The sequence below is a fragment of the Anaerocolumna jejuensis DSM 15929 genome, from assembly GCF_900142215.1.
Classification (GTDB): domain Bacteria; phylum Bacillota; class Clostridia; order Lachnospirales; family Lachnospiraceae; genus Anaerocolumna; species Anaerocolumna jejuensis.
Map to the genome: position 1 here is coordinate 22,191 of NZ_FRAC01000008.1, position 16,468 is coordinate 38,658.

A 16,468-nucleotide genomic window follows, 5' to 3' on the forward strand; every position below is an offset into this window, starting at 1 on the left:
TCCGGGTCAGGCTCCTCTCCTTTTTACTGCTTCTCTTCACTTTCCAATTGCCAGATATTCTTATCTCTCCGGAAAAGTAAACATACCACCACTCCGGCTGCTCCTGTCAGCATGAACAGCATGGCTGCTCCCGAACCCTTTCCGCTGCTAAACAGCGTAATCCAGGGACTATTCCCGGCCTGTGTTTTCATAAAAGGTTCGAACACCCGGTCAACCAGTATCCCGCCGGATAAGTACCCCAGGGGAATTGTAAAAAATTGCAGGGAATTGCGAGTGGCATATACTCTTCCCTGTATGGAAGCCGGAATTTTGGTTCGGAAAATTACGTCCATATTAGCCCCCATTACAGGAATGAATAGCCAGCCTGCAATTGCTCCCAGGCACCAAGCAGCACCGTTTCTTCCGAGAGCCAGAATAAAGTTTTCCGTACTCATGGAAAAAAGCAGGGAGTTAAATATAACCCGTACACGGTTCTTCGGCGCAGGCATAAAGGTCATGAACATACTGCCTGCCAGTGTGGCAAGGCCAGTGCAGGCATTTACAATTCCAAGGACATTTTCACCCCCGCCCTTTCTTGAAAGCAGCATGGCGGGAAGGGCCGCATTATATATGGATGCAAGAAAATTAATTGCTGCAAGAAACAGGATTAAATCCAGTATTCCCCGGTTATCTTTTAAATACTTTAAGCCGCATCTTACAGATTGGAACAGGGGTTCCTTTTTCGCGGAACTGCTATCCAATATCTCCGGAATATTTACAAATCCCAAAAGCGTAATAAATGCCACAAAAAAAGTAAATAAATCAAAAAGGATTACAGCTTCCATGCTTGTTAATGCAAGCAGGGCACTTGCCAGTATAGGTGCCAGTAAAGTAACCAGTGAATTAGACAAGTAGCGCATGCCGCTTGTCTTCTGGTAATGCTTTTGAGGTACCAGAAGGCTCATGGTAACATCAGCTGCCGGCTGCTGGACAGTGTTCATCAATCCATTAAACGTGTTGATTAGATACAAATGCCAGATTTCCAGGTTCCCTGATTTTATAAGTAAAAGGACTGTGACTGAACCCACTGCCGCCAGGCTGTCACAGACCAGCAGAATTATTTTCTTATTCCACTTATCACTTAAGGCGCCTGCAAAAATACTAAGCAAAACATATGGCATGTAAGAGCAGACTGCCAGCAGCGAGGTCGATAACGCAGACCCTTTCTCCTGATATGACCATACGACTAATGCAAAGCTTGTCATAGAACTGCCCAGCTGTGAAAAGGACTGGGTAATCCATAAAATCAAAAATGTATGAAGTTCTTTTACTGTTATTTTAAAATTTTGTATCACGACTTTGCTCCTTTAATTTTTTATACCCGTACAATATCATAAGTTTACTTGTGATATTGCTTAGAATAAAAGTGAAAATTGCTTTTTTAATTTTCACACTACCCGTGCATATCGCAAGTTTACTTGTGATATTGCTTAGAATAAAAGTGAAAATTGCTTTTTTAATTTTCACCAAGGATTAAATGCAAAGTCCTTAGGACGAATGATTTATTCTCCATGCAGCTTCGTCCGATTCAGACCTTGCATGGAGCATAGCCAATACAGAGCTTCAAATTATTTTCCCAACCTTTCCTGAAATTTTATGGTAAGCAGTTTTTTTAACTAGCTGTTTATCTCTTCTTCCAGCGCCTTCTTAACGGCACCTGGATTCCCTTTATACTGCTCTATTATCTCACTGACCCTGTCATATCCCAATACTCTGGTATAGGAGGTGGCAAAGGCATAGGAGCCTTCCAATAAGGCCTCACATCTTTCCCTGTCCGGCTCCAGCTGCTCGATACATTTGCTTCGGAACAGCTCCACTGCCCTTTCAAGGAGCATAAGGCTTTCAAGGAGACTGTCTGCGATCAAGGGCAGAAATGCATTCAGCTCGAATTCTCCCCGGGAAGCAGCCATGGTAATGGCATAATCATTTGCCATAACCTTCATAGCGACCTGGGTCACCATCTCGGGAATTACCGGATTGACCTTTCCCGGCATAATCGTACTCCCGGCCTGAAGGGGCTTCAGATGTATCTCTCCGATTCCCCCATGGGGACCGGAATTCATGAGCCTTAAATCACCTGATATTTTCATGAGGTTCACTGCCAAAGCCTTTAACAGCCCTGAAACCTCAACAAACACATCGTTATTCTGGGTAATATCCATCGGGTATTCCGCCGCTGCAAGGCCCATCCCGGTGATTTCCCGGAGCTCTTCTATTACCATAAAGCGGTACTTTCTGTCCGCATTACTGGAATTCCCCACGGCGGTTCCTCCCAGATTAACCTGCCGCAGCCTTTCTTCTACCTTGTAAAGCCTCCAACGGTCCCTTGCCACGGCTTGGGCATATGCACCGAATTCTTCTCCCAGAGTGACAGGAATTGCATCCATAAGCTCTGTTCTGCCAAGCTTTTTTATCCCTTCATATTCTCTTTCCTTTAATTGAAGAGCCTGCTGCAGCTTAGCACAGCCATCGCTTAATTCTCTCAGCAGCTCAATGGAGGCAATACGCAGGGCTGTCGGATACACATCATTGGTTGACTGTCCCCGGTTTACATCATCAAGAGGATGTATAAGAAGCTCTTCCTTCTTTTCTTCCCTCCAAATCTTACCTGCCAGGGCTGTGACCACTTCATTTACGTTCATGTTGGCGGAGGTACCTGCCCCGCCCTGAAGGGCATCCACTACAAACTGTTCCTTATATTCCCCGGCAAGTATCCTGTCACAGGCCCTGACCACCGACTCATATACACCGGCTTTCCCGGTTCCCAGCTTCACATAGGTTTTTGCCGCTGCTTTTTTTACCTTTACAATTGCATATATAAGCTTAAGGTTCGTTTCTTTATAATTCAGTGCAAAATTAGCAAGTGCTTTCCTGCTCTCTTCCCCATAGAGTACTTCCTTCTGAGGGGAGATTTGATATGCATCATCCATTTGCTTATCCTCTATTCAATGCAGATTTTAAGATATTTGAACTACTCCTCTTCCTGTAATTCCTCCAAAATGGCCGGAAATATTTCCAGGCTCCGTTTTAATATTCCCTGCATGTAGGCAATCAGAATACCATAATTGGTAATGGGTACCTTTTGGTCAACACTGCACTTCTGGCGGTATTTTACTTCCCTTTCCGTCAGCATACAGCCTCCGCAATGTACAATAAGCTTATAAGGGCTTAAATCCTCCGGAAACTGGCCGCCTGAGGTAAAGGCGAATTGAAATTCCTTTCCGGTATAATTTTTAATCCACCTGGGCAGCTTTACGGTTCCGATATCATCACATTGCCTGTGATGGGTACACCCCTCACAAATCAATATGGTATCTCCCTCTTCCAGCTGTTCAAGGGCAGCAACTCCTTTTACTGCTTCCTGTAAAAGCCCCTTATATCTTGCAAAAAGGATGGAAAAGGAGGTAAGGGGAATATCCCTTGGAGTATCTGCGGACACCTTGGCAAATACCTGGCTGTCCGTAATGACAAGGCTTGGTTTCTTCCCAAGGTTCTCTAAAGTCTCCTTTAATTCATACTCCTTAACAACAATAGCTGTTGCATCTGACTCTAATATATCCCGTATTGTCTGCTGCTGGGGAAGAATAAGCCTGCCCTTGGGGGCAGCCTTATCAATGGGAACAACCAGAAGGATAAAATCGGAGGGATGAATTACATCTCCTACAATGCGCAGCTTACTATCCTCTGTTGGAGCAAGTGCTGCAATTTTTTCCTTTAAGGCTTCTATATTTTCCCCGGTAACCGCACTCACATAAATTTCGTTTTCTTTTTGAGGTTTCTTTTCTTCTTCCAATAAATCTGCTTTATTATATACTACCAGACAGGGGATATTCTTTTCTTCAAAAAGCTTCATTAATTCTTCGTCAGAAACCCCTGTCCCGGTTACAGCATCAATAATGATTACTGCTATATCTGTTTTATTTAAGACCTGCCTGGTCTTTCTGATTCGAAGCTCTCCCAGGGAGCCTTCATCATCAATACCGGGAGTATCTATTATCATCACTGGGCCCATGGGCAGTAATTCCATAGCTTTATATACAGGGTCCGTAGTAGTCCCCTTTATTTCCGATACGACAGATAGCTCCTGCCCTGTAATCCTATTCACAAGGCTTGATTTACCTGCATTCCTCTTTCCAAAAAAGCCGATATGCACCCTGTCTGCGGAGGGTGTTTCATTTAATCCCATACTGCCATCTCCTTTGTGATTATTACATACCCATGCGTGCTAATGGTATCACAAAATCCATGTCAAATCAAGAAGTACTGACATTCCGAACGCGGCAAACGAATTAAAGAAAGTTTATGGAAGCGGACGATGACCAAGGGGGTTGTTTTGAGTTTTGTTATGCGAGAACCCTTATTTCGCTAAAGCGGCAGAAAACGTAACTGGCAGGTAAATCAGTACCAAACTCGCTGTATAAACTTGGCTGTGTTAGTTATCAAGCTCAAACAGTGGTACTGTTTTACCTAGTCACGTTTCCTGCCGCTTAAGTGTCATAAGGAACCTCTTGAGACAAAACTCAAAACAACCCCCTTGGTCATCTGTGCATATCCATTATTTGGTCTTCGTTTGTCATGACATTTTGCATACAGCAAGTTCATAACCCCGCTTCTACCACTTAAAATTTACAGAGTAAGGTTATTGTCTGGGCTCCTCTTCCAAAAGCACACATTAAAAAATAATCTCCTCTTTTGATTAACTGCTTTTCCCAGGCCTCATAGAGTGTAATAAAGGTACTGCTGGTACCTGTATCGCCGTAGATATCACCGATATAGGGGCTGATGGCCTTATCTATATGCAATATCTCCCGGATACTCTCAAGTCCCATTTTATTGTTCTGTGAAAAGCAATACATATTGACATCTTCCTTCGCCAGACCATTGCGGCTGAGAATCGTTGAAATGGAATCCTCCACAGACTTCATCCCATTTGGCTTTTTAACTGCCATGGAAAATCTTAAATTAGTTCCCTTTTTTATCATGAATAAATTGGAAAATCCGTAATTGGGAAACTGATTGCTGTCATTATCGTCCATCCCTACAAGGCTTAAGGTATCACATACTCCGCAGTCTTCTTCCGTCTTTTCCAGTATAATGGCACAGGCCGCATCCCCAAGATTATTTTTATCCAGGTTCATATAATCGCAGCCAACCAAAAGGGCGCGGTTTATATGAGGGCTTACCGACATATACTTTGAAATCTGGTCAAAGGCCATTGTCATACCGCAGCCATTGGAATTGACGTCGTAGCAGATACATTCTTTTTTTCCGCCGATTACATTATGTATTTTTACTGATGTGGCAGGTGCCACATATTCAGGCAGCTGACTGGATAACACAATCATATCCATGTCAGCCCCGGATAAGTTGCTCTTAAAAAACAATTCCTGAATAGCATCAAGGGAAAGCATAATTGTATTCTGCCAGTTATACTTGCTTGCACTTCTTTTATTGGCCGCCGCTTCCTCGACCACGATATTTCCCTTGATTTTCTCTGAAATAATTTTTCTGTTTTTAATTTGATTGGAAATATAATATCCATGGCTTACTGCTATGTCTCTGATTTTAATATGTACCATAATTGTTCCTCGATCTGTATACTTATTTCATCGTATATTTAACAAGTAAAGGTCCCATAAAAAACAAAAACCAGCCCAGAATGCCATGGCTAGTCTTAAACATGGTAGCCCGGCTGCCCTAGCAATTGCTTTAGACCCGTGGCTTTGCGTCCCTGCCTTTCGACAGGTTTGCCTTTATCTTACAGTATTAAATTTACAGTTATCTAAAAGCAATAGTAAAAATGACCTATTATCAATTATATTATATACATTTTTCGATTATTAGCAAGCATTTTTCTTATGATTTGCCATTCTTAGACAAATTATGTTTCGTTTTGGTCTCCATTGCAACTAAAATAGACCTTTGCTCAAATAATAATAAAAGCCCACAAGCAGATTTGATTGCTGCATATGAGCTTAGGCTGATATTTTTCATTTTTCTATTATCAAATCTGCGATATCCTTATAAGCAGCATAGGTCTTTAATTGAAATTTACCGATTTTTATGTCTGTGGTATAGTTATTGATTACCAGATACTGGTTGAATGCAGCGGAATCTTCCACAATGCCTTTCTCTTTTAAAAGCCTGGCCACCTGCTCTGAAGTCATTCCCACGGTTATATCTACTTCAATGGAATCTTCTGCAGATGTTCCTTTGGTCGTGGAAGCCGGAACATCTTTTCCCTCATCTTTTAAATCATTTGAATCTTTTGAGTCCTCTGCCTTTTTCGTATCAGCAGCTCCTTCTGTTTCTTTTGAATCCTTCCCCTTGCCTTCTTTTGACTTGTCTTCGGGAGTGGGAGTTTCCGTAGGAGTGGGGGTGTCTGTTGGCGTAGGAGTAGCCGTGGGCGTACTGAGCAGATCCTTTAAAGAGTCTGCCGATTCACTTTCAACCATTCCCAATTTTTTTGCCCTTTCCTTGATCTGAGCATCTGTAAGTTCTTTGCCTGGCATTGAATGAAATGCTACAGACATTATAACAGCTGTAAAAAGTATCCCGACACCTATCCCTCTGATATAATATTTTAAGTTCATATTTACACCCATTGCATATCACAGGCCTGCCAGCAGACCAGTCTGCAATATTGCCACAAATAAATATGAGTGAAAGAATCTGTTAGCGGCATCCTTTCTATGTTTCAATTTTCTTTCACTTCTTTCTGTTATCTAAATACTTTTACTGCTGCTTACCATTTTCCCTATACAGATCAACTACCAGTTTAACTTCCCCCTGCCCGATTTCCAGGGTCTTTGAAATATCCACAATAGAAAAACCATTGGAATACAATTCAAGTATTTTCTGATTGGAATTTCCTCCGGTTTCCACGTTATCTGCCGGCTTTACTGCTTTAGCCTCTGTTTTAGCAGAAGTATTTTTCTTAGGCTGCGGAGCTTTATTCTCTGCCGCTACAGGATGAGCGCTGGCTTCTTCCAGCAGCTTTTTCTGCCGGTCTGCATTTTTCATAAGGCTTTTAAGGTCCTCTTCTTTTTCTCCGAGCATATTGTAGAGAAATACAACCTCTTCGTGGTTGTGCTTAATCTTTTCCAGTATCTGCTCTGAAAAATCATTTACTGCTATAATTTTCTCATTGGAAAGCTGACTCAATTGATTATCCGCTTTGAATAAATACCCCTCCGTTGTTTCGTTGCATGCATCTTCAAATTTCTGCTTTAAATCACTGCTAAAATCAGTCATACTTTGGTTCAGTGCTGTATCAAGAACAAAATCGCTGCTCTTCTTATCGGTCTTATCCACCATAAAACAACTGATTATAATTATCGCAATTCCTATTATGATAAGGATAATTGCTAAAGTTCCCATAATATATCCTCCGGATAGAATGTGATATCTGTATCTACTTTACTGCATTATATCCTGATATCGATAGAGCCGGATTTCATCTTATTCTTCTCTTCCTTGGACTCTTCTTTTTTCTTTTTCTTTGAGTTTGAACCTGAATAGCTGTTATTCCCCTTTTCCTTGGCGTCATAACGGTATTCCTTGTTTTCACCCTTCGCTGTTTTAACAGCCTGCTGGCTGTTCTGCTTCACCTCATGGCTCAGCTTATCATGGATTAGAATTTGGTCATTGATGGGTTTCTGGCTTTCCTGATGCTTATAGTTTGAAACCTCCTGTGACTTAGGTGCCATGGATGCAACTTCAATTGGCGTTATCGGCATATCACTACCTCCTTTACAATCCAACAATCTTAATATCAGCCCTATCCCTGATAAATTTAGAGTAATGTACTTCTGTCTTTATGTAATAAATTACGTTGGATATCACAATTTTCACTCCAGGATAGGCAATATTTTCGACTTTAATCCACCCTTCGTCATTATTACCAATTTCTGCACGAAGCTGCTCAAACTGGTTCTGGCATTCTTTCAATTCTTTTCTTAACATAATGCAGTTATTGGTTGCTATTCGTATGTAATCTAACTTTTCCTGGGAGAATATTTCTCCCTGGCTTATCTTTCTTTTATAGGTATCTATAATAGGCAGCAGCTTATCAAGGTCTGCTTCAATACCGGTTATCCGTTTCTGCATAGCCTTGTAATTTTCCACCTTTTTAGGATCTATACCGACTTCCAGAAGGGTATAGGTTCCCATAGTAGAGCCTGCTGTCTTTACGGTAATGGCTGTACCGGATGTGATCTCACCGCCGGTTATAAAGCCCTTTTTGCCGCCTACGGTAATATCTCCTCTGGCCGAGACCTTACTGTGCAATATGGCCTCTGTGGTAATGTAGCCTCCTGATTTTACAACAGCATTTTCTATAAATTTGGTGATGATATTACCCTCTGCCTCCATGGTACCCTTGTTCATCCCCTGCATGCCTCGTTTTAAAACAATCTGGCCTCCTGCATAGAGTCTGGCACCTTCAACAACACCGTCAACAATAATGTCACCCTTTGCCCGTATGGAATATCCCGATGTAACATTACCCTTTACGGTAACATTGCCCTCGTATTCAATATCACCTGTGGAAGAATCCACATCTGCAAGGACTTCAAAGGTATTGGAAACAAATACTTTATCATTTACCAAATCAGCATGGCCGCTGACACTTGAAAACATCTTAAGTCCGTCTTCCGATAAATAGATGTCCCTGCCGTGCTTTAGTACTTTTCTCATTATTTTTTTGGGAAGTATGTTTGTGCCCATTACATCCGTACCAGGGGCACCATTTACCTCAGGTATTAATTGCGCCAGCAAATCCCCTTTGTTTATGGAGCTGATCATATCGAGCTGATGAAAATCTACTGTACCGTCATCCTTTTCCTTGGGCTTCAGTGTTTTGTCCGTATTAAAATAATAGATGATTTCAGCATCTTTTCCCTCAGTTGGTTTTGCTCCTCTGGCTATGATAATTACATCATTGTAAATCGGGTTTTTTATGTAGTCATCAATAATATTATCAATAATACCGTATTTAATTCCTGACTTTCTCATTATATCAACAATATCGTCCTTCTTTAACCTTCTTCCCCCCACAGAAGGCGGGTAAAAGATACCCTCCGCATACATCTTATCTGCTGAAATTGCTATCTCCAGCATCTCGTCAATATTTGGAATTTTTGCTAACGTAAGCTTACACTCGACCGGCTTTTCTTTGGACACAGTCAAGGCTTTTGCAAGAGAATTAATATCATAGTCATAAATTTTGACCTTACTTAAATATTTTGACAAATCGTCAAACTCCAGTGCTTTACCGTCCGGTCTGCCTGGAATCAATCTGATATAAGTTCCATCTGCTTTCATATCAAGTTGGAAATAACCGTTCCTATTATCCATACTCTTCTCCCTTATTATATCGTAAACAACAATTCAATATTATTTCCTAATTTAAGTCTCATCTTCTGCAATGCCTTTGTATGTAACTGTGAAATTCTTGATTCTGATACTTCAAGAACACTACTGATTTCCTTTAGCGTAAGTTCTTCGTAATAATATAATACAATGACCTTCTTTTCTTTTTCCGTCAGAATGTTTAAAGTCTCAGTCAGTATGGTTTTCAGTTCATTTCTTTCCGTAATCTGCTCCGGTGTTTCGTATTGGGAACTTAGGTTTGCTTCCATGCTGCCTTCACTGCCCTGCTCTAAATATTCATCCAGAGAAAATAAATTTGAAATATTCGTTTGATTTTGCCAAAGCTCCAATTCCTTTTGGGAAAGCTCTAACTCTTTGGCCATTTCCTCATCTGTTGCAGCACGGCCCAGCTGGCTCTCTAATTTCTGGTAGGCTGCATCCATTTTACGCTGCTTTTGTCTTAATGTTCTGGGTATCCAGTCCATTTTGCGGATTTCATCCAGAATTGCACCTCTGATTCGAAAGCTTGCGTAGGTTTCAAATTTGACCCCCTTTGAATAATCAAACTTGTCCACCGCATCAATAAGTCCGAAGACTCCGTATCCTACCAGGTCCTCATACTCAACATTGTATCCCAGATACATACTAAGCCTTCCGGCTACGACCTTTACTAATCCAGCGTATTCTGTTATGAGTTTTTCCCGCCCTTCCGGAGATTTATGCTTACTGTAATCTTCCCAAAGTTTGGCCTTACACTCTGTATTCATCCGTATACCCCCAAATTCCTAAAAATCTCAGCCTCCCTGCTTAATACAGCAAATTCCAATAACCATCTGCCTTCCATGTTTACTCTGTTTCGGTATCCTGAACGTTTTCCGCCTCATCAACATTCTCTGTCATACCAATATCCGCTGTCTCAGCTATAACAGTTTTCGTTGTAACCTTTCTTATAATTGCTGCTGCTATTTTCCCGATGATATAAAAGCAGACAAGTACAAGTAACAGTCTTTCAAGGCCTGTTAACAGCGATTCATGATTAATAATATTTATTATACTCATAACCACACCTGCTATAAGCATTACTGCCGGTGCTATATATCGGTCCCTCATATAAATAACCAAGCCTTTCTTAAAGCCTGCAAACTTTTGGCCGCAGGCACAAATTTGTGTGTGAAAATGGCTTTCTGATTTTCACACTAATCCCCATGCATATCGCAAGCTTGCTTGCGATACTGCTTAAATAGAAAGATTAAAAATGCAGCGCATTTTTCAATCTAATCCTTGATCAGATTACTTTTAACGGCTTACCCACCGATTTTACATAGAGTTCACCGGTTTCGGCATAGAATTCTATGGTCCTGCCATAATTTAATCCTGTATCCTCTGCAAGTATCTTAATCCCAAGGGAAGCCAGCTTGCTTTTACTTGCTTCCACGTTTCTTTCGCCAATGCGGAGCATGTCATTGTTAGAGCTGAAAGCGAACATTTGGGCTCCGCCTGCAATTTTAGCAACAAGGCGATGCCTGTTTGCTCCCAGTAAAACCATTTTGTCAATCAGGGCATCTATTCCCGTGTCCGCAAATTTGGCGATATTTTCGTTGTTCTTAATCTTAGTGCTGTCGGGTAACATAACATGCACCATGCCTGCCGTTTTCGAAACTGAATCATAAAGTGATATTCCAACACAGGAGCCAAGCCCCAAGGTCGTCAGTGCATCCGGTGAGCTGCATACATTCAAATCTGCCATTCCTACTTTAACCATTATGCTCATACAACCCACCTATAATCCCAATGATCTTAAGATAACATCATATGATTCCAATGTGGGTATTAAAATAAAATAGCCGTTAACATCTGAGTCGTCTTTCGTAAACTGTGTTTCTATAATGAGTGCCTTATCTCCTACTTTACCGAATTCAATAGCCGGTACACTTAGGATTGCTCCTGCCATATCGATAGACATATATGGTATACTTGCATTAATTTTAATTCCGGTTAAGGTTGACAAGGAGGAAAGATAAGCTCCGGCTATAATATTACCGATTTCTCTGAGTGCTGAATATTCCATTTCCGTAAATTCTTCCAGGACTGAATCTTTTCCCATAAGAATATTTACAATCCGGCATGCTGAGACCTGATCCATCATAAACATCATCATGCCGTTTATTTCACCCTCAAGGGTTATGAGAATACCTACAACAATCTCTTCCGCTCCACCGAGCATATCCGGTAACTCTTTCAGCTCAAGCAGGTCTACCTTGGGAACATTCATATCAACCTTGCTGTTAATCATGGTTGATAAAGCCGTCGTAGCATTGCCTGCTCCAATATTACCGATTTCTTTTAAAACATCAAACTGCATATTGTCTATATTATCTAAATTGATATTTGGCAATGAGAACACTCCTTAAACTGTTTCTTTTTCCATGATAACTCCGTTAATATTTAACAGGGATATCAGGCTGTCATTATGTTTACCGATTCCTGAAAGATACCCGTTCTTATCTTCTACCGCGCTGTTGGTAACCTTTTCAATCATATTTTCGTCCAGGGTCACTACTTCCTTCACTTCATCTACGATAATTCCCACAGCAGATTGGGAATCAAATTTTATGATAATGATTCTGGTAGCATTGCTGACCACGTCTTCCTCAAGGCCAAATTTTAAGCGGAGACTCATTACCGGTATGATTTCACCTCTTAAGTTAATCACTCCCCTGAAAAAGTGCTGTGCCTTGGGTACTCTGGTTATACTCTGCATTCTTACGATATTATCAATATATTTGATATCTATGCCATACTGCTCAATGCCTATCTTTACAACTATGTACTGTTTTCCGTCATTTACTGCGTTTTCCATATGAACCCTCCTCTAGACCAGTGTGTTTACATCAAGAATCAGGGCAACCTCACCGTCACCAAGTATGGTAGCTCCGCCAATGATCTTATTGTTGTTTATAAATTTACCAATGGACTTAATTACAATTTCCTGCTGTCCGATCAGATTATCTACAACCAGTCCGGCCAGCCTGTCTCCCTTGGATATAATAACTACAATGAGATTTTCCTGGTCTGCTTTTTCTCCCGGGACATCCAGGATTTCATTTAAACGAAGTAAAGGTATGACATTACCCCGTAAATTAATTACTTCCTTGGAATGCACGTATTTAATATCGGAAGCGGCAACATCTTCGATGGTCTGAATACTTCCGAGAGGTATCGCATATTTCTCTGTTCCAAGCTCTACCATTAAGGCCTGTATAATGGCAAGGGTAAGAGGAAGGCGGATAATGAAATTACTGCCTGCACCTAATTTTGTTTTAGCCTCAATATCTCCGCCCAAAGCTTCAATCTTTGTCTTAACAACATCAAGTCCAACGCCTCTGCCGGATACATCCGTTATGACTTCTGCTGTGGAAAAACTTGGCTTGAACAGTAAGTCAATAACCTCTTTATCACTCATTACCTCAGCCTGTTCGGAAGTTATGGTTCCCTTCTCAATGGCCTTTTTCTTGACCTTTTCCACGTTGATGCCCGCGCCGTCATCCCTTACTTCAATCACTACGTTATTTCCATCCTGATAGGCATCAAGGAAGATAGACCCTACCCCAGGCTTACCCTTTGCAGCACGTTCTTCATTGCTCTCCAAACCGTGGTCAGCCGCATTACGCAATAAATGCATAAGAGGATCGCCGATTTCATCAATTACAGTCCTGTCCAGCTCTGTTTCTTCACCGGTCATATAAAGTTCCATCTTTTTATTTAAGGACTTTGACAGGTCTCTTATCATACGGGGGAAACGGTTAAGAACACTCTCAATCGGCACCATCCTTACCTTCATAACAGATTCATGAAGATTTGTGGTAACTCTTTCAAGATATTCTATCTGCTCATTAAAGCCGGACTCTGTCTTTGTACCTTTTTCGCTGGTACTCATAGATACAAGACCATTCTTGGCAATAATCAGCTCACTTACAAGATTCATAAGTACATCCAGTTTTTCGATATCAACACGTACAGAACGGTTTACTACCGGCTTCGATGTCTGCTGTTTGGCAGCACTTTGGGCAACCGCCTTACTTTGAACATTATTTCTCAATCCGGCTTCTTCCGTCGTAGCAGCGGTCTCTTCTTTTTCCTCGGATACTTCATTTTCATTTACGCTGATTGGCTCTATGTATACTTCTTTAATCTCTGAAACATTCAGAATTGTTTTTCTGACAGCTTCCATATCATTCTTTGTCAGAAGAACTACGCTAAAATCCAGATCAAACTTCTCATCCTCAATATCCTGCACTTCCGGCTTTGACTTAATAACATCGCCCATACCCTCTAATGCCTTGAATACCAGAAATGCTCTTGCTGCCTTTAATATACAGTAATCCTGTACATAAACAGTTATTCCAAAAGCATTGACACTCATCTTTTCTGCTTTTACGATTGCATTTTTTTCGTAATCAGCAAGGGGCAGTTCCTTGTATTTATTAGCGGTACCGGAAGCCGTAGAGGCTGAAATTTCAGCCGCTGAAGCATCAGCCGCAGCAGCGCCGGCTGCCTGTACCTGTGCTTTTGTATCCTCATTGCCTGTTGCTTTTCCAAGGCCTACATTTAAAATATTATTGAGCTGGTCAATGATATCTTCGTAATCTTCCGTTCCTTCATCCGCACTTTCCTGAATATTGCTTAAATAGCCTTCCAGTGCGTCCAGTCCCTTAAATAGTACGTCTACCAGTTCTGCCGTAACACCCATCTTTCCATTACGGATTTCAGAAAATACATTTTCCATATCATGGGTCAATCTCTGCATTCTTTTAAAGCCCATTGTTCCAGCCATACCCTTCAGGGAATGGGCAGCTCTGAAAATCTCGTTGATTGTCTCGCTGTTCTCAGGCTCTGTTTCCAATATCAATAACTGCTGGTTTAAACTCTGTAAATGTTCCTTGGTTTCATCAATAAATATTTCCAGATATTGACTGACATCCATCTTATTGTACCCCCAGACTTCTATGTATTGCACCGGCAATTTGCTCTAGCGGAACAACCTCATCGACCAATCCGGCATCTCTTACAACCTTTGGCATGCCATAAACAGTACTGGTCGCTTCATCCTGTGCAATTACATATATATTTTTTTTCTCTTTGAGTTTCTTGATTCCATAGGTTCCGTCGCCGCCCATACCGGTCAATACCACACAGACTATTTCTGTAAAGCCTGATTCCGCCAATGATTCAAACATATAATCAGCACAGGGCTTTAAGCCATTCTTAGCTGCTTCCTGGGTAATTGTCAGGACTTCTTTTCCCTGCTCCGAACATCCAAGCCGCATCTGATACCCACCTTTTGCAATATAGACCGTCCCTTCTGTCAAGCCTTCCAGGTGCTCTGCCTCTTTTACCCTTACCATGCTTATTTCATTCAAACGGCCGGCTAAGGATGCCGTAAAGCCCTCCGGCATATGCTGGACAATCAATACACTGCATCCCAAAGAAGCGCTGAGCTTTGGCACGACCTGCTGTAAAGCCTTCGGGCCTCCCGTTGAACAGGCAATCGCCACCAGCTTCTTTCCAGTCCAGCCTCTGACTGGTCCGGTTCCACTCTTGGCCGGGCTTGTTACATCCGTGACCGTACCGGTTCCGCTCCTGGACAGAGCAGCCCTGTCAGCTATGGGATTCAGAATACTCCTTGCAGCTGCCTCTCTGGTCACCGCGTAACCGCCTGCCATTGCAAGAGGTGCCTGGGCTGCAGGCTCCGTTACCTCTCTTGTATTGAGTTTATACAGCTTTGTTGCCGTTTCAAGGCAGGCAATAATCTTGTTCTTGAACTTATCACTTTTGACCTCAAAAAAGCTCTCCGGTTTGGTAACAAAATCAAAGGCTCCCAGCTCCAGGGCACGTATGGTTTCCCTGGCACCTTCCTTTGCCAAAGTACTGACAATGATGATGGTTGCTTTAATCTTTTTTTGCTCCAACTGTTCTAATAGCTCGATTCCGCTCATTTGAGGCATATTGATATCTAAAATAATCGCATCGTATGTTTCCTTTTGCTGCGTCAATAATAGAAATGCCTCAAGCCCGTTAACTGCAACTTTTGAAACCTGAAACCTGGAATCTGAATTAATTATATCAGAGAGTACCCTTCTCATGAGTGCAGAGTCATCAACTATTAAAACTTTTTTCTGCATATTTACCTCTTTTCCGTATATTCAATCTAAAATCAGACTTTTTTCTTATGCTGTACTGACTATTAGGTTTTATATATCTGCCAGAATTAAATGTACATGGTTACAAATTGTTTTTATCCTTTGTACGCTGCTTGATTTCTTCTTCGAATATGTACTTAATGATCGATTCCCTGTCTTCCTTATGCAGCTCCAGGAACTGCACACGGTATCCATAAAAACCTACTCGGTTCGTCATTTTTTCCGTGGATATAATCACTCCCATTAAGCAGTCGGACTTCATGCTTACCTTGCTGTTAAAATGTATCTGCATCTGCATGGTACTTCCGACATCATGGATATTCTCCGACATCAGCCTGGCACCGCCGCCGCTTAAGTCCACTACAATTCCCAGCTTCCATTCTTTCTTGCACTGCTCCAGAGCATCAATACAAGCCTGTTTATCTTCCGGGCTTTTGAATATGTTCTGTTTCAGTTTATACCGAAGTGTAAGTTCTGCTTCCGTAGCGATATAATAATCCGTATCCAGTACACAGGACAATCTGAAAAACTGCCGCCTCTGATATTTTTCCAATGCCGATGTAAGTTCCACGGTCAATATGTATATTTTATCATCGTTGGCTCTGTCCGTAATTAAACCTTTACATTCATAAAGCCCGGTTTGTGTAAAGAAACGCAGGCTGTATTTATCTCCAACTGAAAGAGGTATCACCCTTCCCTTGATAATTGGCATCGCTATAATGACAGAAGCATAATCCTTAAAGTCCAGAACCTTACTTTTGTAGATTTTTTTTACTGCATCTTCATTTTTGTCCATTAGCTTAAGTTCTACTTTATCTCCAATGGCTACCACATCCCGTACCATGTCTCGTTACCTC

At 41.6% G+C, this 16,468-nt stretch carries 16 protein-coding genes and 1 riboswitch; all 16 genes read right to left on the reverse strand.

The window, feature by feature from the left end; translation table 11 throughout:
- Positions 1-23 precede the first annotated feature (23 nt).
- The 16 genes from BUB77_RS06260 to BUB77_RS06335 all read right to left on the reverse strand — a co-directional run bounded on the left by BUB77_RS06260 (position 24) and on the right by BUB77_RS06335 (position 16,455).
- Positions 24-1,334, reverse strand: coding sequence for an MFS transporter (locus BUB77_RS06260; RefSeq protein WP_073274008.1), 1,311 nt, complete (start codon positions 1,332-1,334; stop codon positions 24-26).
- A 321-nt stretch (positions 1,335-1,655) separates the two neighbouring features.
- On the reverse strand, positions 1,656-2,969 hold the full coding sequence (locus BUB77_RS06265) for an aspartate ammonia-lyase (RefSeq protein ID WP_073274010.1): 1,314 nt from the start codon (positions 2,967-2,969) through the stop codon (positions 1,656-1,658).
- 41 nt (positions 2,970-3,010) lie between these two features.
- Positions 3,011-4,225 (reverse strand): [FeFe] hydrogenase H-cluster maturation GTPase HydF, encoded by a 1,215-nt coding sequence (gene hydF, locus BUB77_RS06270; protein ID WP_073274012.1) that lies wholly within the window; start codon positions 4,223-4,225, stop codon positions 3,011-3,013.
- Between the two features lie 433 nt (positions 4,226-4,658).
- The gene (locus BUB77_RS06275; RefSeq protein ID WP_073274013.1) at positions 4,659-5,618 is read right to left on the reverse strand and encodes a 3-oxoacyl-[acyl-carrier-protein] synthase III C-terminal domain-containing protein; all 960 of its coding nucleotides are present in this window, start codon (positions 5,616-5,618) and stop codon (positions 4,659-4,661) included.
- Positions 5,619-5,718: 100 nt separating this feature from the next.
- Positions 5,719-5,801: riboswitch (cyclic di-GMP riboswitch) on the reverse strand.
- Between the two features lie 228 nt (positions 5,802-6,029).
- The gene (locus BUB77_RS30270; RefSeq protein WP_207650834.1) at positions 6,030-6,632 is read right to left on the reverse strand and encodes an endolytic transglycosylase MltG; all 603 of its coding nucleotides are present in this window, start codon (positions 6,630-6,632) and stop codon (positions 6,030-6,032) included.
- A gap of 142 nt (positions 6,633-6,774) precedes the next feature.
- Positions 6,775-7,419, reverse strand: coding sequence for a DUF6115 domain-containing protein (locus tag BUB77_RS06285; protein ID WP_073274017.1), 645 nt, complete (start codon positions 7,417-7,419; stop codon positions 6,775-6,777).
- A 47-nt stretch (positions 7,420-7,466) separates the two neighbouring features.
- Complete coding sequence (locus BUB77_RS06290; protein ID WP_073274018.1) at positions 7,467-7,778, reverse strand: hypothetical protein; 312 nt, start codon at positions 7,776-7,778, stop codon at positions 7,467-7,469.
- A 13-nt stretch (positions 7,779-7,791) separates the two neighbouring features.
- The gene (locus tag BUB77_RS06295; RefSeq protein ID WP_073274020.1) at positions 7,792-9,396 is read right to left on the reverse strand and encodes a DUF342 domain-containing protein; all 1,605 of its coding nucleotides are present in this window, start codon (positions 9,394-9,396) and stop codon (positions 7,792-7,794) included.
- A 14-nt stretch (positions 9,397-9,410) separates the two neighbouring features.
- On the reverse strand, positions 9,411-10,178 hold the full coding sequence (locus BUB77_RS06300; RefSeq protein ID WP_073274022.1) for a FliA/WhiG family RNA polymerase sigma factor: 768 nt from the start codon (positions 10,176-10,178) through the stop codon (positions 9,411-9,413).
- 79 nt (positions 10,179-10,257) lie between these two features.
- Complete coding sequence (locus BUB77_RS06305; protein WP_139241125.1) at positions 10,258-10,470, reverse strand: hypothetical protein; 213 nt, start codon at positions 10,468-10,470, stop codon at positions 10,258-10,260.
- Between the two features lie 226 nt (positions 10,471-10,696).
- Complete coding sequence (locus tag BUB77_RS06310; protein ID WP_073274026.1) at positions 10,697-11,182, reverse strand: chemotaxis protein CheD; 486 nt, start codon at positions 11,180-11,182, stop codon at positions 10,697-10,699.
- A 9-nt stretch (positions 11,183-11,191) separates the two neighbouring features.
- A complete protein-coding gene (locus tag BUB77_RS06315; RefSeq protein ID WP_242962402.1) occupies positions 11,192-11,806 on the reverse strand; it encodes a chemotaxis protein CheC in 615 nt (204 codons plus the stop codon).
- Between the two features lie 12 nt (positions 11,807-11,818).
- Positions 11,819-12,271, reverse strand: a complete 453-nt coding sequence (locus BUB77_RS06320) for a chemotaxis protein CheW (protein WP_073274028.1) — start codon at positions 12,269-12,271, stop codon at positions 11,819-11,821.
- Between the two features lie 12 nt (positions 12,272-12,283).
- Positions 12,284-14,395 (reverse strand): chemotaxis protein CheA, encoded by a 2,112-nt coding sequence (locus BUB77_RS06325; protein ID WP_073274030.1) that lies wholly within the window; start codon positions 14,393-14,395, stop codon positions 12,284-12,286.
- 1 nt (position 14,396) lies between these two features.
- Positions 14,397-15,593, reverse strand: coding sequence for a chemotaxis-specific protein-glutamate methyltransferase CheB (gene cheB, locus BUB77_RS06330; protein WP_073274031.1), 1,197 nt, complete (start codon positions 15,591-15,593; stop codon positions 14,397-14,399).
- A 100-nt stretch (positions 15,594-15,693) separates the two neighbouring features.
- Positions 15,694-16,455 carry a flagellar brake protein gene (locus BUB77_RS06335; protein WP_073274032.1) on the reverse strand — a complete coding sequence of 254 codons (762 nt, stop codon included), beginning with the start codon at positions 16,453-16,455 and terminating at the stop codon, positions 15,694-15,696.
- Positions 16,456-16,468: the final 13 nt, after the last annotated feature.